The sequence below is a fragment of the Pseudomonas sp. NBRC 111127 genome, assembly GCF_001320345.1.
GTDB lineage: Bacteria > Pseudomonadota > Gammaproteobacteria > Pseudomonadales > Pseudomonadaceae > Aquipseudomonas > Aquipseudomonas juntendi.
Window position 1 is genome coordinate 1 of the sequence record NZ_BCBD01000061.1, and the last position, 17,110, is coordinate 17,110.

At 60.2% G+C, this 17,110-nt stretch carries 17 protein-coding genes and 2 tRNA genes; 2 read left to right on the plus strand and 17 right to left on the minus strand.

Features of this window, described 5'->3' with window-relative positions:
• Nucleotides 1–209, minus strand: a 209-nt coding sequence (locus tag APH30_RS13285; RefSeq protein ID WP_177333729.1) for a VOC family protein, incomplete at its 3' end; no start/stop codon positions are given.
• A gap of 60 nt (nt 210–269) precedes the next feature.
• On the opposite strand from APH30_RS13285, the gene APH30_RS13290 reads away from it, so the two are divergent.
• The gene (locus APH30_RS13290) at nt 270–572 is read left to right on the plus strand and encodes a putative quinol monooxygenase (protein WP_054912821.1); all 303 of its coding nucleotides are present in this window, start codon (nt 270–272) and stop codon (nt 570–572) included.
• 69 nt (nt 573–641) lie between these two features.
• Here APH30_RS13290 and APH30_RS13295 read toward each other — a convergent pair whose 3' ends face one another.
• The 16 genes from APH30_RS13295 to rlmE form a co-directional block, all read right to left on the minus strand.
• Entirely contained in the window at nt 642–992 is a 351-nt protein-coding gene (locus APH30_RS13295) for a BON domain-containing protein (RefSeq protein WP_009685355.1), read from the minus strand.
• A 263-nt stretch (nt 993–1,255) separates the two neighbouring features.
• Entirely contained in the window at nt 1,256–3,361 is a 2,106-nt protein-coding gene (gene pnp / locus APH30_RS13300) for a polyribonucleotide nucleotidyltransferase (protein ID WP_009685354.1), read from the minus strand.
• A gap of 250 nt (nt 3,362–3,611) precedes the next feature.
• Nucleotides 3,612–3,881, minus strand: coding sequence for a 30S ribosomal protein S15 (rpsO, locus tag APH30_RS13305; RefSeq protein ID WP_009685353.1), 270 nt, complete (start codon nt 3,879–3,881; stop codon nt 3,612–3,614).
• Between the two features lie 147 nt (nt 3,882–4,028).
• Entirely contained in the window at nt 4,029–4,946 is a 918-nt protein-coding gene (gene truB, locus APH30_RS13310; RefSeq protein WP_009685352.1) for a tRNA pseudouridine(55) synthase TruB, read from the minus strand.
• Nucleotides 4,947–4,949: 3 nt separating this feature from the next.
• Nucleotides 4,950–5,348 carry a 30S ribosome-binding factor RbfA gene (gene rbfA / locus APH30_RS13315; protein WP_009685351.1) on the minus strand — a complete coding sequence of 133 codons (399 nt, stop codon included), beginning with the start codon at nt 5,346–5,348 and terminating at the stop codon, nt 4,950–4,952.
• Nucleotides 5,349–5,464: 116 nt separating this feature from the next.
• Nucleotides 5,465–7,993 carry a translation initiation factor IF-2 gene (gene infB / locus APH30_RS13320; RefSeq protein ID WP_009685350.1) on the minus strand — a complete coding sequence of 843 codons (2,529 nt, stop codon included), beginning with the start codon at nt 7,991–7,993 and terminating at the stop codon, nt 5,465–5,467.
• Nucleotides 7,994–8,020: 27 nt separating this feature from the next.
• Complete coding sequence (nusA, locus tag APH30_RS13325; RefSeq protein WP_009685349.1) at nt 8,021–9,502, minus strand: transcription termination factor NusA; 1,482 nt, start codon at nt 9,500–9,502, stop codon at nt 8,021–8,023.
• Between the two features lie 59 nt (nt 9,503–9,561).
• A complete protein-coding gene (gene rimP, locus APH30_RS13330) occupies nt 9,562–10,020 on the minus strand; it encodes a ribosome maturation factor RimP (protein ID WP_009685348.1) in 459 nt (152 codons plus the stop codon).
• A gap of 129 nt (nt 10,021–10,149) precedes the next feature.
• Nucleotides 10,150–10,226 (minus strand) — tRNA-Met (locus APH30_RS13335).
• Between the two features lie 100 nt (nt 10,227–10,326).
• Nucleotides 10,327–10,412, minus strand: a tRNA-Leu gene (locus APH30_RS13340).
• 21 nt (nt 10,413–10,433) lie between these two features.
• On the minus strand, nt 10,434–10,835 hold the full coding sequence (secG, locus tag APH30_RS27925) for a preprotein translocase subunit SecG (RefSeq protein ID WP_009685347.1): 402 nt from the start codon (nt 10,833–10,835) through the stop codon (nt 10,434–10,436).
• A 4-nt stretch (nt 10,836–10,839) separates the two neighbouring features.
• On the minus strand, nt 10,840–11,595 hold the full coding sequence (gene tpiA, locus APH30_RS13345; RefSeq protein ID WP_054912822.1) for a triose-phosphate isomerase: 756 nt from the start codon (nt 11,593–11,595) through the stop codon (nt 10,840–10,842).
• A gap of 65 nt (nt 11,596–11,660) precedes the next feature.
• Complete coding sequence (gene glmM, locus APH30_RS13350; protein ID WP_054912823.1) at nt 11,661–13,001, minus strand: phosphoglucosamine mutase; 1,341 nt, start codon at nt 12,999–13,001, stop codon at nt 11,661–11,663.
• A 16-nt stretch (nt 13,002–13,017) separates the two neighbouring features.
• Entirely contained in the window at nt 13,018–13,869 is an 852-nt protein-coding gene (gene folP, locus APH30_RS13355) for a dihydropteroate synthase (protein WP_029885742.1), read from the minus strand.
• Between the two features lie 8 nt (nt 13,870–13,877).
• A complete protein-coding gene (ftsH, locus tag APH30_RS13360) occupies nt 13,878–15,782 on the minus strand; it encodes an ATP-dependent zinc metalloprotease FtsH (RefSeq protein WP_009685343.1) in 1,905 nt (634 codons plus the stop codon).
• Nucleotides 15,783–15,985: 203 nt separating this feature from the next.
• Entirely contained in the window at nt 15,986–16,612 is a 627-nt protein-coding gene (gene rlmE, locus APH30_RS13365; RefSeq protein WP_009685342.1) for a 23S rRNA (uridine(2552)-2'-O)-methyltransferase RlmE, read from the minus strand.
• Nucleotides 16,613–16,714: 102 nt separating this feature from the next.
• Here rlmE and yhbY point away from each other — a divergent pair, with 102 nt between their 5' ends.
• On the plus strand, nt 16,715–17,023 hold the full coding sequence (gene yhbY / locus APH30_RS13370; RefSeq protein ID WP_009685341.1) for a ribosome assembly RNA-binding protein YhbY: 309 nt from the start codon (nt 16,715–16,717) through the stop codon (nt 17,021–17,023).
• Nucleotides 17,024–17,110 lie beyond the last annotated feature (87 nt).

Sequence of the window (17,110 nt, forward strand, 5' to 3'; positions counted from 1 at the left end):
TGCAACCCGTTGGCAGCCCCTGCCCCGCGCCCCAGCGACATGTTGTCATTACCGCAGGTCAGGTACACCAAGTCTTCATTGGCGCGGCTCAGTACTTCCATACCCAGCACATCGACGTAAAAGCGTTCGCACTCCTCAAGGTTGGGTACCAGCAAGGCAATATGGCGCAGGCCATTCAGGCGGCCAGGGCGGGCAGGCAATTCAGACATTGGCTAGGCTCCTTTTTTGTATACAATTTATTATTGAATTTAAAACAAAAGGAGCGCTTTGTGTATAGCCTGTTCATCAAGACCCGCGTGAAGCCCGGATGTGCCGATGCTTTCCTTAGCGCGATCAAAGTCAATGCCGCTGCTTCGGTGGCCAGCGAGGCGGGTTGCCTGGTGTTCGATGTGTCGCAGGACAGGATCGATCCGGATGTGATCTACCTGTATGAGATCTACCGCGATGATGCGGCGTATGAGGCGCATACCCAGACCGCCCATTTTCGAGATAGCCGGCCCCTGGTCGAGCCGCTGATCATTGAGCAGGAATGCTTCGAGAGTGATGTGGTAGCGCGTAATCCGGCTTATTAATTAAAAGGGGCCGCGAAGCGGCCCCTACAGCATTTGGTGGCCAAATCCGTTTGGCCGACGGGACATTCCTTATTCGGCTTTCAGGCCGTCAGCCGAAACGGCCTGTACGCCTTTGATCTTCTTGGCAATGCTGACTGCCATTTCTTTCTGGGACTCAGTCACTTTCATGTCAGACGACAGCGAAACCACGCCTTTGTTGGTTTCTACCTTGATGTCGCTGCCTGGTACGCCTTTCTCGGTCATCAGGTCAGCCTTGACCTTGGTGGTGATCCAGGTATCGGAGGTAGCTTCCTTGGCTTTGGTCACCTCACCGGCCGCCAGCATCATCGGGGCCTGGGTGGTCTGTTGGGCAAAAGCCGCGTTAGCCATGGTCAGGGTCAGAGCGGTAGCAGTAGCGGCAGCAATGGCGAACTTCTTCATGTGGGTCACTCCTGTTTTTCGAAAGGTCTGCGCCGTGTGTCCTGGCGTCAGGTATGAAGGTAGTTGCATGCGCTGTGCCAGCTTTTGATTTTCTATTAAAACCTTATAAATCAGTACTTTAGCGATTAAGCGAAACGGCAGTAATCATGCATTTTGCAATCTGCACCTGCAACCTGCATGCAAGATGCAAGTCCGCAAAAGGTTCCCGCCCCGGTCAAAAAAAAGAGCCCCGAAGGGCTCTTTCATTGCTGCGTAGCGTTCGCTTAAACGCCCGAGGCCTTGGCCGCGGCTACGTCCTTGATCGACAGCTTGATACGGCCGCGGTTGTCCACGTCCAGCACCAGTACTTCAACTTCCTGGCCTTCCTTGAGGATGTCGGTGACTTTCTCGACGCGCGCATCGCTCAGCATGGAGATGTGCACCAGGCCGTCTTTGCCAGGCAGGATATTGACGAAGGCGCCGAAGTCGACGATACGCTCGACCTTGCCGACGTAGATCTTGCCGATCTCGGCCTCGGCGGTGATGCCCAGGATGCGCTGCTTGGCAGCATCTGCCGCTTCCTTGGTTTCGCCGAAGATCTTGATCGAGCCGTCGTCTTCGATGTCGATCGAAGCCTTGGTCTCTTCGCAGATGGCGCGAATGGTGGCGCCGCCTTTACCGATCACGTCACGGATCTTGTCGGTGTCGATCTTCATCGAGATCATGGTAGGCGCGTTGGCCGACAGCTCGGTACGCGACTGGCCAATGACCTGGTTCATCTGGCCGAGGATGTTCAGGCGCGCTTCCAGGGCTTGGCCCAGGGCGATTTCCATGATCTCTTCGGTGATGCCGTTGATCTTGATGTCCATCTGCAGCGCGGTGACGCCTTTGGCGGTACCGGCTACCTTGAAGTCCATGTCGCCCAGGTGGTCTTCGTCACCGAGGATGTCGGTCAGAACCGCGAACTTGTCGCCTTCCTTCACCAGGCCCATGGCGATACCGGCCACTGGCGCCTTCATCGGCACACCAGCGTCCATCAGCGCCAGCGAAGCACCGCAAACCGAAGCCATGGAGCTGGAACCGTTGGATTCGGTGATTTCCGAGACCACGCGGATGGTGTACGGGAACACGTCGGCGGCAGGCAGCATGGCCTGGACCGAACGACGGGCCAGACGGCCGTGGCCGATTTCACGACGGCCAGCGCCGCCCATGCGGCCACACTCACCTACCGAGAACGGTGGGAAGTTGTAGTGCAGCATGAAGGGGTCTTTCTTCTCGCCTTCGAGGGTGTCCAGCAGCTGGGCGTCACGGGCAGTACCCAAGGTCGCAACCACCAGGGCCTGGGTTTCACCGCGGGTGAACAGCGCCGAACCGTGGGTTTTCGGCAGCACGCCCACTTCGATGTTCAGCGGGCGAACGGTCTTGGTGTCGCGGCCGTCGATACGTGGCTTGCCGTTGACGATGTTTTCGCGAACGGTGCGGTATTCGATTTCGCCGAAGATGTCTTTTACTTCAGCAGCCGAAGGCTGGCCTTCTTCACCGGAGAACTTGGCAACCGCCTGGTCACGCAGCTCGCCCAGGCGCGCATAGCGGTCGGCCTTGACGGTGATGGTGTAGCCTTGCGAAACCGCTTCGCCGAACTCGGCACGGATGGCGTTGAACAGCTCGGTGTTGGCCACCGCAGGTTTCCAGTCCCAGGTTGGCTTGCCCGCTTCGGCAGCCAGCTCCTTCACGGCCTGGATCACGGCCTGGAACTCGTCATGGGCGAACAGTACCGCGCCCAGCATCTGGTCTTCGGTCAGCTCCTGGGCTTCCGATTCAACCATCAGAACGGCGTCGGAAGTACCGGCAACGACCATGTCCAGGCTGGAGGCAGCCAGTTGCTCGTAAGTCGGGTTCAGCAGGTAGCCGGTGCTTTCGTGGAAGGCCACGCGCGCGGCGCCGATCGGGCCTTCGAACGGAATACCGGAAATGGCCAGGGCAGCCGAGGTACCGATCATCGCAGCGATGTCCGGGTCAGTCTTCTTGCTGGTGGAAACCACGGTGCAGACGACCTGCACTTCGTTCATGAAGCCTTCCGGGAACAGCGGGCGGATCGGACGGTCGATCAGGCGCGAGGTCAGCGTCTCTTTCTCGGAAGGACGGCCTTCACGCTTGAAGAAGCCACCTGGGATCTTGCCAGCGGCGTAGGTCTTTTCCTGGTAGTGAACCGACAGCGGGAAGAAGCCCTTGCCTGGATCAGCCTGTTTGGCGCCTACCACAGTCACCAGCACGGTGACGTCGTTATCGACGGTAACCAGCACGGCGCCGGTTGCCTGACGGGCAATACGGCCCGTTTCGAGAGTGACGGTCGATTGACCGAACTGGAAAGTCTTGATTACCGGGTTCACGGTTTCCTACCTTTTTCAGTGGCTCTTGGGGGAACTGGTTTCTTGCGAATTCTTGGGCAGAACGGGGAATCGGCCCCATTGACCGTCCAGATACAACACGAGGCTGGGAGCCTGGCCGCTGCGCGGTAAACCGCTCAGCTGAACCAGGCTGCCAACCTCGGAGATACGCGTGGCGTGCCCGACGACCCTGCTGCGAAACAGCAAAGCCGAAGCCTGCGACACGCCATGCACACCACTGACCAGGCCGCTATTAGCGACGCAGGCCCAGGCGACCGATCAGGGCGCTGTAACGAGTGGTGTCTTTGCCCTTCAGGTAGTCCAGCAGCTTACGACGCTGGTTAACCATACGGATCAGACCACGACGGGAGTGGTGGTCTTTATCGTTGGCCTTGAAGTGGCCTTGCAGCTTGTTGATGTTGTGGGTCAGCAGAGCAACCTGCACTTCCGGGCTACCGGTATCGCCGGCGGCTTGCTGATATTCGGCAACGATCTTAGCTTTTTCTTCAACGCTGAGGGCCATTTGGCTTCTCCTGATAACGGATCCCGCATGCGGGGTCCAATAGGCCAGGGACAAATCCCTGTATTAATAAAAAAGGTGTGACCGTGCCTACTGACAGCCACCCTTGCTGCCGTGGGGTTCGGCAATTGCCTGGCCCCGCGGTTTCGGTCATTCCGACCGAATAAGCCGACGTGGCGCGATGCGCCCGTCTTCGCTCACTTCACCGATACCGATGAAGCGCGCATTATGATCCTGTACCCGGACCATGCCAAATTGTGGCGCGTCCGGCGCGCGTACCGCCTGCCCATGCAGCCAGTAGAACGCACTGTGTTCGGACAGGCTGACCATTGGCCAGTCCTGCAGGCCGCTGTCCGAGGGCATCAGGAAGCGGTCCAGCGCTTCGTTGCCGCCTTCGGCGTGAGCCTGTTCGAGCGCTTCGAGGGTCACCGTCTGTGCCAGCGCGAAGGGCCCGGCCTGGGTCCTGCGCAGCTCGGCAACATAGGCGCCGCAGCCCAGGGCCTCGCCAATATCCTCCACCAGGGTGCGGATATAGGTGCCTTTGCTGCAACCTACGCTCAACCGTGCACGGGTGCCTTCGCACTCGAGCAACTCCAAGCGGCCAATAGTAACAGAACGCGCCTCGCGCTCCACTACCTCTCCTGCACGTGCCAGCTTGTACAGCGGCTGGCCATCACGCTTGAGTGCCGAGTACATCGGCGGTATCTGGCTGATGGGGCCGCGAAAACGCGGCAGCACCGCCTCGATATCGGCGCGACCAACGGTCACCTCACGGGTCTGCAGAACCTCACCTTCGGCGTCGCCGGTGTTGGTAGTCTGCCCCAGCTGCATGACCGTTTCGTAGCCCTTGTCGGAGTCGAGCAGGTACTGCGAAAACTTGGTCGCCTCGCCAAAGCACAACGGCAGCACGCCGGTTGCCAGCGGGTCGAGGCTACCGGTGTGGCCGGCCTTTTCCGCATTCAGCAGCCAGCGCACTTTCTGCAGGGCGGCATTGGAGGTGAAGCCCAGCGGCTTGTCCAGCAGGATGATGCCGCTGACGTTGCGGCGGATACGTTTGACCTGGGCCACCGCTTACTCCTTGGTGTCCGGCTCGTCGGCTTCCTTGTGCATGCGGTCCTCGGCCACTGCACGCTCGATCAGCGCCGACAGGTGCACACCGCGGCTGACACTTTCATCGAAGTGGAAGTGCAATTGCGGCACGCTGCGCAGTTGCATCGAACGCCCCAGGTGCAGGCGCAGGAAGCTGGCAGCGCTGTTGAGTGCCTTGAGCGACTGCTGCACCGCGTCCGGGGTTTCTTCGCCCATGACGGTGATGAACACCTTGGCATGGCCCAGGTCGCGGCTGACGTCCACGGCGGTGATGGTCACCAGGCCGACACGCGGGTCCTTGACTTCGCGACGGATCAGCTCGGCCAGCTCGCGCTGCATCTGATCGCCAATACGTTGGGTACGGCTATATTCTTTGGCCATTCTTGCTACCTGTAACTTAAAGCGGCAAACGCCCGGGCAGACCTGAGCCTGACCGGGCGCTACCTGAAGAGGTACCGCAAGCCGCCCTGCGAGGGGCGCTTGCGGCTCGCTCGCCCTTAAAGGGTACGAGCCACCTGGACTTTCTCGAAGACTTCGATCTTGTCGCCGACCTTGACGTCGTTGTAGCTCTTGACGCCAATACCGCACTCCATGCCCGAACGCACTTCGGAGGCGTCGTCCTTGAAGCGACGCAGCGATTCCAGCTCGCCTTCGAAGATCACAACGTCGTCGCGCAGTACGCGGATCGGACGGTTGCGGTACACGGTACCCTCGATGACCATACAGCCAGCGATGGCGCCGAACTTCGGCGAACGGAACACGTCACGCACTTCGGCAACACCCAGGATGTTCTCGCGAACATCGCTGCCGAGCATGCCGGTCAGGGCCTTCTTGACGTCTTCGATGATGTCGTAGATCACGTTGTAGTAACGCATATCCAGACCTTCCTGCTCGACGATCTTGCGCGCACCGGCATCGGCACGCACGTTGAAGCCGAACAGTACAGCGTTCGAAGCCAGCGCCAGGTTGGCATCGCTCTCGGTGATACCACCGACGCCACCACCAATCACGCGCACTTGCACTTCGTCGTTGCCCAGGCCGCCAAGCGAACCCTGCAGCGCCTCGAGAGAACCACGCACATCGGTCTTGAGCACGATGTTGAGGGTTTTCTTCTCTTCCTGCCCCATGGTCTCGAAGATGTTTTCCAGCTTGCCGGCGTGAGCGCGGGCCAGCTTGACCTCGCGGTACTTGCCTTGACGGAACATGGCAACTTCGCGGGCTTTCTTCTCGTCGGCAACCACGGACAGCTCGTCACCGGCTTCCGGGGTACCGTCCAGGCCAAGGATCTCGACCGGGATCGACGGGCCGGCTTCTTTCACAGGCTTGCCGTTCTCGTCGAGCATGGCACGCACGCGGCCATAGTTGGAACCGCACAGCACCATGTCGCCCTGACGCAGCGTACCGTCCTGAACCAGGATGGTCGCGACCGGGCCGCGGCCCTTGTCCAGGCGCGATTCGACGACCACGCCACGACCAGGTGCAGTCGGGGTAGCAGTCAGCTCGAGGATCTCGGCCTGCAGCAGCACAGCTTCGAGCAGCTCGTCGACACCGGTACCCATCTTCGCCGATACCTTGACGAATGGCGTGTCACCACCCCAGTCCTCGGAGGTAACGCCTTCGACGGCCAGTTCGTTGCGGATACGATCGAGGTCAGCACCCGGCTTGTCGATCTTGTTCACTGCAACCACCAGCGGAACGCCAGCTGCCTTGGCATGCTGAACCGCTTCGCGGGTTTGCGGCATTACGCCGTCGTCCGCCGCCACCACCAGGATGACGATGTCGGTCGCCTTGGCACCACGGGCACGCATCTGGGTGAACGCAGCGTGGCCCGGGGTATCGAGGAAGGTGACCATGCCGCGGTCGGTTTCCACGTGGTAGGCACCGATGTGCTGGGTAATGCCACCGGCTTCGCCAGCAGCAACCTTGGCACGACGGATGTAGTCGAGCAGCGAGGTCTTGCCATGGTCAACGTGACCCATGACGGTAACCACCGGCGCGCGGGACTCGGCCTGGCCTTCGAACTTCAGCGATTCGGCCAGGGAATCTTCCAGCGCGGTGTCGCTGATCAGCGTGACCTTGTGGCCCAGCTCTTCAGCGATCAGCTGGGCAGTTTCCTGGTCGAGCACCTGGTTGATGGTGACCGGGGTACCCATCTTGAACATGAACTTGACCACTTCAGCGGCCTTGACCGACATCTGCTGGGCCAGTTCGGAGACGGTGATGGTCTCGCCGATGGTCACGTCACGGATGACTGGACCGGTCGGGTTCTGGAAGCCGTGCTGGTTACGCTTCTTCAGCTTGCTCTTGCCACCACGACCACGACGGGCGCCGTCGCTCTCTTCATCGGTGGTACGCGGAGCGGCACGTGGCGTTGGAGCCTTTTCCTTCTCCTTGACCTTGACCTTGATCGACACACGAGGGGCTTCGCCACGACGACGGTCGTCATCACGGGTACGGCTCTCGTTGCGACGGGTCTCGTCCTTCTTGCGCTCGGCAGCACGGGCTGCAGCGTCTTCGGAGGCTGGCGCGTCGGCGACGACCGGGGCCGGGGCAGCGGCAGGAGCCGGCTCTGGCTTGGCGGCAGGCGCCGGGGCTGCTGTTGCGGTATCGGCAGCCTGACGGCGAGCCTGTTCCTCGTTGCGCTGGCGAACTTCGGCCTCGACCTTGTCGCGCGCAGCGTTTTCGGCCGCACGGCGCTCTTCCAGCTCACGCTTCTGCTCAGCCTGGATTTCTTCCGGGCTGCGCTGCACGAAAACTTTCTTCTTGCGTACTTCTACGCTGATGCTCTTGCTACCGGCGACACGCAGGGTGCTGGTGGTTTTGCGCTGCAAGGTAATCTTGCGCGGCTCTTCCGCCTTGCTCTTGTGGCTGCTTTTCAAATGAGTCAGCAGGGTCTGCTTCTCATTGTCGGTCACTACCTGACCGGCGTCGGTGTGCGGCAGACCTGCCTCACGCATCTGCTGCAGCAGGCGCTCTACCGGTGCCTCGACCTCTTGGGCCAGTTCTTTCACCGTGACTTGCGTCATGCACTTCTCTCCTCAGGCCGCGCCTAATTACTCGAACCAGTGGGCTCGGGCGGCCATGATCAACTTGCCGGCACGCTCTTCGTCGATGCCGTCGATGTCGAGCAGATCGTCGATCGACTGCTCGGCCAGGTCTTCGCGGTTAACCACGCCGCGCACCGCCAGTTCAGCCGCCAGGTCCTTGTCCATGCCCTCAAGGGAGAGCAGGTCTTCGGCCGGGTGGGCGTCTGCCAGTTTTTCTTCGGTAGCGATGGCCTTGGTCAACAAACGGTCCTTGGCTCGAGCGCGGAGCTCATTGACGATATCTTCGTCAAAGCCATCGATGTTGAGCATTTCTTCCAACGGTACGTAGGCAATTTCTTCGAGGCTGGTGAAGCCTTCGTCGACCAGCACTTGGGCCAGCTCCTCGTCGACTTCCAGTTCATCGATGAAATTACGCAGGATGTCACCGGTTTCGGCCTGTTGCTTGGCCTGGATGTCCTTCTCGGTCATCACGTTCAAGGTCCAGCCGGTCAACTGACTGGCAAGACGAACGTTCTGACCGCCACGGCCAATGGCCTGGGCCAGGTTGTCCTCGGCGACGGCGATGTCCATGGCATGGGCATCTTCATCAACGATGATCGCCGCGACTTCAGCCGGCGACATGGCGTTGATGACGAACTGCGCCGGGTTATCGTCCCACAGGACGATATCCACACGCTCACCACCCAGCTCCCCGGATACAGCCTGGACGCGCGAACCGCGCATGCCGATACAGGCACCTTGCGGGTCGATACGCTTGTCCTTGGAGCGGACGGCGATCTTGGCTCGCGAACCCGGGTCACGGGAAGCAGCCATGACTTCGATCAGGCCCTCGGCAATTTCCGGCACTTCAATGCGGAAAAGCTCGATCAGCATCTGCGGCGCGGTGCGCGACAGGATCAGCTGAGGGCCACGGTTTTCAGTGCGAATTTCCTTCAGCAGTGCACGCAGGCGCACGCCAACACGGAAGGTTTCGCGGGGAATGATGTCTTCGCGGGCCAACAGGGCCTCGGCGTTGTTGCCCAGGTCAACGATGACGTTGTCGCGGGTAACCTTTTTAACGGTACCGGAGATGATTTCGCCAACGCGTTCGCGGTAGGCATCGACCACCTGGGCACGCTCGGCCTCGCGGACCTTCTGCACGATGACCTGCTTGGCGGTCTGGGCGGCGATGCGACCAAATTCGATGGACTCGATCTTCTCTTCGATCACGTCACCTACCTTGGCTTCAGGGTGGGTGTCCTTGATCTTGTCCAGCCAGGTCTCGATCGCCGGATCGTCCAGATCGGCTTCATCGACCACGGTCCAGCGACGGAAGGTCTCGTAGCTACCGGTGTGGCGGTTGATTTCCACACGCAGATCGACTTCGTCTTCAAAACGTTTTTTGGTTGCAGTGGCCAGGGCCACCTCCAGCGCTTCGAAAATGACGCCGGGCGGTACACCTTTTTCGTTGGATACCGATTCAACAACCAGCAGTACTTCTTTGCTCATCGTACGCCTCGCCTTGCGCAAGCCATTGGGCCCGGATAGTCCGCCGGGCCCGGCACGTCTCAGTCAAAACTGGGAATAATATTGGCCTTGTCGATCGAATCGATCGGCAGAAGGAATTCCTGGTTGTCCACCTGGACCACCACGTCCTGCTCCTCCACACCGCGGAGAAGGCCCTGGAAGTTACGACGACCCTCGAAGGGTGAGCGCAGCTTGATCTTCACTTGTTCGCCGGCATGCGAGGCAAACTGTTCCAGAGTGAACAGTGGGCGATCCATGCCTGGGGAAGACACCTCGAGGGTGTATTCACTGCTGATTGGATCTTCCACATCGAGGATTGCGCTGGCCTGACGGCTGACTGCTTCGCAATCGTCCACCAGAATACCGCCTTCCTTGTCGATGTAGATGCGCAATACCGAATGCTTACCCTGGGAAACGAACTCGATCCCCCAGCATTGATAGCCCAGACCCTCGACAACCGGGGCCAACAAGGCCTGCAACTGTTCTAGCTTGCTCGACACCTGAACCCCCTCGTGCATGCTGTGCAAATAAAAAATGGGCAAAGCGCCCATCCCTGAAAGCGCCGTTGGACAACGACGCCGAAACTGTTCGGTTAGCAAAAAGCCCCTGAAAAGGGGCTCCGCTGAAGCTGGTTGCGGGGGCTGGATTTGAACCAACGACCTTCGGGTTATGAGCCCGACGAGCTACCAAGCTGCTCCACCCCGCGACAAAGCTGGGGCGAAAGTATAAGACCGAACCCTGCTGAGGGTCAAATCCAAACCTTCACCTGCAAGAAAGCCCGCTAAAGCGGGCTCTCAAGCTTCAATTGGTACCGAGAAGGGGACTCGAACCCCTACACCCTATGGGCACAACCACCTCAAGGTTGCGTGTCTACCAATTCCACCACCTCGGCAATACTACTACTTGAAACCCGTTACTTCTGCTCTTCTGCCGGAGGAGGTACATCACCCGTATTAGGAGTTGCTTCGCTCTTCTGCTGCTGTTGGAGCACCGGTACATCATCATTGACTGCCGGTTTTTGCGGCTCTTTCACTTCTAGCACTGCTGGATCTGGAAGACCTGCTTGGCTAAGCTGGTGAGCTTGTTGCTTCGCGAAGTATCCTAACCCAAGTGCTGTCAAAAAGAAAGTGGCAGCGAGTATAGCAGTTAATTTACTTAGGAACGTTGCAGAGCCTTGGCTCCCGAACACGGTATTAGAAGCACCCGCGCCGAAAGATGCACCTGCTTCAGCACCTTTACCCTGTTGCAACAGTACCAGCACTACTAGCGAAAGCGCTGCCAACAGATGAAAAACAACGATGACTGTTTCCAGCATTTGTTCAGTTTCCTGCGGCGCGACAAATTGCACCGAATTCGTCTGCGTTCAGGGACGCTCCACCAATGAGCCCCCCATCGATATCCGGCATGCCGAACAGTTCGGCCGCATTGGCCGCCTTCACGCTGCCGCCGTAGAGCAACTGCACCTTCGCAGCCACTTCAGCATCTTCTGCCGCCAGCTGGCCGCGGATGGCGGCGTGCACATCCTGGGCCTGCTGTGGCGTGGCCGTAAGGCCAGTGCCGATGGCCCATACAGGCTCATAGGCAATTACTGCATTGGCAAAAGCCTTAACACCGAATGCTTCGATGATACTGCTTAGTTGACGCCCGACAACTTCGAGCGTTTTGCCTGCCTCGCGCTCTTCCAGGGTTTCCCCTATGCAAAGCACTGGCTTCAAACCTTTGGCCTGGGCCGCTGCAAACTTGCGATTCAGCACTTCGTCGGTTTCGCCAATGATCTGGCGACGCTCGGAATGGCCAATCAACACCAACTTGCAACCTGCTTCAACCAGCTGCTCGGGAGCAACTTCCCCGGTCAGCGCACCCTGTTCGGGTTGTACAGCAGAATTCTGTGCACCGACAGTAATTTCTTTACCCGCCAGGCCATCGATCACTTGATTGATGAACAAGGCCGGTGGAAATACTGCGACTTCCACTCCGCTCGGCAAGGCGAGATTGCTCAAGCCTTCGATCAGCTCAGCGACGCTAGCGCGGGTACCGTGCATCTTCCAGTTACCAGCTACCATAGGGCGACGCATGCTTTACCTCGTCGGTCAAAGTGGGCGCAGATCTTACCCAACCAGATCTGCGCTGGCAAGCGCCTTCAGACACAAACTTCGCCAACCAGTTTGGCCAGGGCTTCGGCATGGCCACGCACCTGCGCTTCGTCCTCGCCTTCGACCATTACCCGCACCAGCGGCTCGGTACCGGACTTGCGCAACAGCACACGCCCGCGCCCCGCCAGCGCCTCGGTGACCTTGGCGCTGGCTTCCTGCACGGCCGGGTGCTGCAGCGGGTCGACCTTGCTGCCGCCAAAGCGCACATTGATCAGCACCTGCGGGCATTTGCGCAGGGCCTGGCGGGCCTGGGCCAGGCCCTCGCCGCGGCGCTTGAGCGCCATCAGCACCTGCAACGCGGCAATGATCGCATCACCGGTAGTGGTGTAGTTGCAGCACACCACGTGGCCCGAGTTCTCACCGCCCACCAGCCACTCACGCTCCAGCAGCTCGGCCATCACATAACGGTCACCGACCTTGGCCCGCACGAAGGGGATATCCAGGTCCTTGAGCGCCAGCTCCAGGCCCAGGTTGCTCATCAGCGTACCCACTACCCCGCCCTGGAGCTTGCCACGCTCCTGCAGGTCGCGGGCAATGATGAACAGCAACTCGTCGCCATCGACGATCGCCCCGGTGTGGTCGACCATCAGTACGCGGTCGCCGTCACCGTCGAAGGCAATGCCGAGGTCGGCATGCCCGACCAGCACCGCAGCCTGCAGCGATTCGATATGGGTCGAGCCGCAGTTTTCGTTGATGTTCAACCCGTCGGGCTGGGCATGCAGCACAGTGACATCGGCACCCAGCTCGCGGAACACGCTTGGCGCAACCTTGTAGGTGGCACCATGGGCGCAATCGACCACCAGCTTGAGGCCTTCGAAGCTGGTGCTGCTCGGTACGCTGCTCTTGCAGAACTCGATGTAGCGGCCAGCAGCATCGTTGATACGCGACACCTTGCCCAGCTTGCTCGACTCGACCACGGTCATCGGCTGATCGAGCAGTTCCTCGATCATCAGTTCGACGTCGTCCGGCAGCTTGGTGCCCTGGCCCGAGAAGAACTTGATGCCGTTGTCGTCATGCGGGTTGTGCGAGGCACTGATGACGATACCGGCTTCGGCGTGGAAGGTACGCGTGAGGTAGGCGATGGCCGGTGTCGGCATCGGCCCCAGCAGCATCACGTCGGCGCCTGCCGCCGACAGGCCGGCTTCGAGGGCAGACTCGAACATGTAGCCGGAGATACGCGTGTCCTTGCCCACCAGCACCCGGCAGTGGCCGAGCTTGCGGAAGGCCATGCCGGCCGCCCAACCCAGCTTCAGCATGAAGTCCGGGGTGATCGGGTATTCGCCGACGCGGCCACGAATGCCGTCGGTACCAAAGTATTTTCTGCTCATAGGGACTCCAATGTTCTTATTCGGCGCCTTGTACCGCAGCGATCATGCGCACCACATCGACCGTTTCGGCCACGTCGTGGACACGCAGGATGCTCGCGCCCTTGGTCATGGCCAGGGCCGCCAGTGCCAGGCTGCCGTACAGGCGCTCGTCGACCGGACGTTCCAGCGTCAGGCCGATCATGCTCTTTCGCGAGACCCCCACCAGGAGTGGGCGCCCAAGACGATGGAGCGTTTCCATGTGCTTGAACAGGCTCAGGTTGTGCGCCAGCGTTTTGGCGAAACCGAAGCCCGGGTCAAGGATGATGCGTTGTTCATCAATACCGGCCGATGCGCAGGCCGCCATGCGCTGCTGCAGATACCGGGCAACATCGGCAGTCACGTTCTCGTAGTGCGGGTCGTCCTGCATGTTGCCCGGCTCGCCACGCATGTGCATCAGGCACACCGGCAGGCCGGTGGCGGCAGCGGCATCCAGGGCGCCGTCGCGCTCCAGGCCACGCACGTCGTTGATCAACCCGGCGCCAAGGCGCGCAGACTCACGCATGACGGCCGGGGTCGAGGTATCGACGGAAATGACCACGTCCAGGCGACTGTTGATGGCCTCGACCATCGGCGCCACACGCTCGAGCTCCTCGGTGACCGAAACGGCGCGCGCCCCAGGCCGGGTGGACTCACCACCGATGTCGATCAGCGTGGCACCGGCGGCAACCATGGCTTCGGCATGGCGCAAGGCCTCGTCGCGCTGGTTGAAGCGCCCGCCATCGGAGAAGGAATCGGGGGTGATATTGAGAATACCCATGACATGGGTACGTGACAAATCAAGAACCCGGTTGCCGCAAGGCAACCGGGTCGGGTACTGCACTGAGCTCATAGATGCCCTTAGTGTTGAGCTGCCGGGCCGCCAATCGGCGATTCCGGACGATCGTTCTGGGCAGCAGGCGTGCCCGAATCCGTATCATCGTCCCAGTCACGCGGCTCGCGCGGCGTACGCCCAGCCATGATGTCGTCGATCTGATCGGCATCAATGGTCTCATACTTCATCAGCGCTTCGGTCATTGCTTCGAGCTTGTCGCGGTTTTCGACCAGCAACTGCTTGGCCGTGGCGTAGCACTGGTCGATGATGCTGCGCACCTCGGAGTCGATCAGCTTGGCGGTTTCGCCGGAAACGCTGGCGTGCTGGCTGGCAGCGCTGCGGCCCAGGAACACCTCGCCGTCTTCTTCGGCATACATCAACGGACCGAGTTTTTCGGACAGGCCCCACTTGGTCACCATGTTTCGTGCGATCTGGCTGGCACGCATGATGTCGTTGGAAGCGCCGGTGGTGACCCCGTCGAAGCCCAGGGTCATTTCTTCGGCAATACGGCCGCCGTACAGCGAGCAGATCTGGCTGATCAAGGCACGCTTGGACAGGCTGTAACGGTCCTCTTCCGGCAGGAACATGGTCACACCCAGGGCCCGACCACGCGGGATGATCGAAACCTTGTAGACCGGGTCGTGCTCAGGCACCAGGCGGCCGACGATGGCGTGGCCCGCCTCGTGGTAGGCAGTGTTACGTTTTTCTTTCTCGGACATGACCATGGTCTTGCGCTCGGCGCCCATCATGATCTTGTCCTTGGCCAGCTCGAACTCCTTCATCTCCACCAGGCGCTTGTTGGAGCGGGCGGCAAACAGGGAAGCTTCGTTGACCAGGTTGGCAAGGTCGGCACCGGAGAAGCCCGGCGTACCCCGCGCGATAACGGCCGGGTTGACGTTCTCGCTGACCGGCACCTTGCGCATGTGCACCTTCAGGATCTGCTCGCGGCCGCGGATGTCCGGCAGGCCGACCACCACCTGGCGGTCGAAACGGCCGGGGCGCAGCAGCGCCGGGTCGAGTACGTCCGGACGGTTGGTGGCGGCGATGACGATGATGCCATCGTTCATCTCGAAGCCGTCCATTTCCACCAGCAGCTGGTTCAGGGTTTGCTCACGCTCGTCGTGACCACCGCCCATGCCGGCACCACGGTGGCGACCCACGGCGTCGATCTCGTCGATGAAGATGATGCACGGTGCATGCTTCTTGGCCTGTTCGAACATGTCGCGCACACGGCTGGCACCGACACCGACGAACATTTCAACGAAGTCCGAACCGGAGATGGTGAAGAACGGGACTTTTGCCTCACCGGCAATGGCCTTGGCCAGCAGGGTTTTACCGGTACCGGGTGGGCCTACCATCAGCACGCCACGCGGAATACGGCCGCCCAGGCGCTGGAACTTGCCCGGGTCACGCAAGAACTCGACCAGCTCGCCAACTTCTTCCTTGGCCTCGTCGCAACCGGCGACGTCGGCCAGGGTCGTCTTGACCTGGTCTTCGGACAGCAGGCGCGCCTTGCTCTTGCCAAAGCTCATGGGCCCGCCTTTACCGCCGGCACCGCCCTGCATCTGGCGCATGAAGAACATGAACACGGCGATGATCACCAGGATCGGGAAGCTTGCTACCAACAGCTGCGTCCAGATGCTCTGCTGCTCAGGCTGCTTGCCTTCGACCACTACGTGGTTGTCGACGAGGTCGCCGATCAGGCCGTTATCGGTGATGGCTGGGCGCACGGTCTTGAAGCTGTCGCCATCGGAGCGCTTGCCGGTAATGATGTAGCCGTCGACGGTCACACGTTCGACCTTGCCATCCTTGACCTGCTGGATGAAGTCGGAGTAGTTGAGGGTCTGCGGCTCGTTAGGGCTGGAGAAGTTGTTCATCACTGTCACCAGGACAGCTGCGATGATCAACCACAGGATCAGATTCTTTGCCATGTCGTTCAATTCGCTACCCTCTGAGGCCGGCGCACGACGCAGCCGTGCCTCGCATGATATTCATCGCCCTAACTTACTACATTACCTACGCAGCCGCAGGCACCGTCTGTAACCCTTTGTGAAAGCTAGACTACACGAAGTTCGGACGATCCTGACGCCGCGGCCGATTGGAAATAACTATCGGCCGCCGCGCTTCACGCCTTTCAAGCGCCTTTGAAACCTTTGCCCAACAGGTACTGTTCACGCGAGCGGTCCCGCGATGAAGAAGGCTTGCGCATCTGCACCTTGTCGAACTTGGTGCGCACGTCCTTCAGGTACATGTCGAAGCCTTCGCCCTGGAAAATCTTGATCAGGAAATCCCCGCCGGGCTTGAGCACGCGGGTTGCCAGGTCCAGGGCCAGCTCGCAGAGGAACATGGCACGTGGCATGTCCACTTCGGGCGTACCACTCATATTGGGGGCCATGTCGGAAATCACAAGGTCCACGTGCGAATCACCGACCGCGTCGAGGATTTGCTGGAGCACGGCGTCTTCGGTGAAATCGCCCTGGATGAAGGTAACGTCTGGGATCGAGTCCATTTCCAGGATATCCGAAGCGATCAGCCGGCCCTGGCCGCCAATCAGACGACTGGTCACCTGCGACCACCCGCCCGGGGCCGCACCCAGGTCGATTACGCTCATGCCGGGGCGGATCAGGCGGTCCTTCTCCTGGATCTCCAGCAGTTTGTAGCTCGCACGCGAGCGGTAGCCGTCCTTCTGTGCCTGTTTCACAAAAGGATCGTTGAAATGCTCTCGCAGCCAGTTTGCGCTGCTTTTGGAACGTTGTACCACGGGGCACCTCGATGATATGCGTCGTGATTGACTGGGCGGAGCCGGTGGCCCTCGGGTAAAATGCCGGTCAATTTTACAGAATCAGACGGAAAGGGTCAGATTATGCCGCTCAATAACGAGCAGAAGAAGCAATACAAGTCCATTGGTCATGACCTGAAGCCGGTCCTGATCGTTGCTGGCAATGGTTTGAATGAAGGCGTGGTCGCCGAGCTGGAACGCGCACTGGTCGATCATGAACTGATCAAGGTCGAGATTCGCTCGGAAGACCGCGAAGAACGCGCCGAGACCATCGCCGAGCTGTGCAAGGCCGGCCGCGCCGAACTGGTGCAGACCATCGGCAAGAAAGCCCTGATCTACCGCAAGAACCCACAACCGAACAAGCAGCTGTCCAACATTCACCGTTACAAGTAACGGAAAGGATAGCGCGACTCCTCTGTAGGAGCGGCCTTGTGTCGCGATGGGCTGCGAAGCGGCCCCCTGCAATATCTGTGGTTAAGC

Excerpts from the sequence above, each read along its gene's own strand:
- APH30_RS13295 (WP_009685355.1), bottom strand. The coding sequence starts at position 992 with ATGAAGAAGTTCGCCATTGCTGCCGCTACTGCTACCGCTCTGACCCTG.
- rpsO (WP_009685353.1), bottom strand. The coding sequence starts at position 3,881 with ATGGCCCTCAGCGTTGAAGAAAAAGCTAAGATCGTTGCCGAATATCAG.
- rbfA (WP_009685351.1), bottom strand. The coding sequence starts at position 5,348 with ATGGCCAAAGAATATAGCCGTACCCAACGTATTGGCGATCAGATGCAG.
- infB (WP_009685350.1), bottom strand. The coding sequence starts at position 7,993 with ATGACGCAAGTCACGGTGAAAGAACTGGCCCAAGAGGTCGAGGCACCG.
- nusA (WP_009685349.1), bottom strand. The coding sequence starts at position 9,502 with ATGAGCAAAGAAGTACTGCTGGTTGTTGAATCGGTATCCAACGAAAAA.
- secG (WP_009685347.1), bottom strand. The coding sequence starts at position 10,835 with ATGCTGGAAACAGTCATCGTTGTTTTTCATCTGTTGGCAGCGCTTTCG.
- tpiA (WP_054912822.1), bottom strand. The coding sequence starts at position 11,595 with ATGCGTCGCCCTATGGTAGCTGGTAACTGGAAGATGCACGGTACCCGC.
- glmM (WP_054912823.1), bottom strand. The coding sequence starts at position 13,001 with ATGAGCAGAAAATACTTTGGTACCGACGGCATTCGTGGCCGCGTCGGC.
- folP (WP_029885742.1), bottom strand. The coding sequence starts at position 13,869 with ATGAGCTCAGTGCAGTACCCGACCCGGTTGCCTTGCGGCAACCGGGTT.
- ftsH (WP_009685343.1), bottom strand. The coding sequence starts at position 15,782 with ATGGCAAAGAATCTGATCCTGTGGTTGATCATCGCAGCTGTCCTGGTG.
- yhbY (WP_009685341.1), top strand. The coding sequence starts at position 16,715 with ATGCCGCTCAATAACGAGCAGAAGAAGCAATACAAGTCCATTGGTCAT.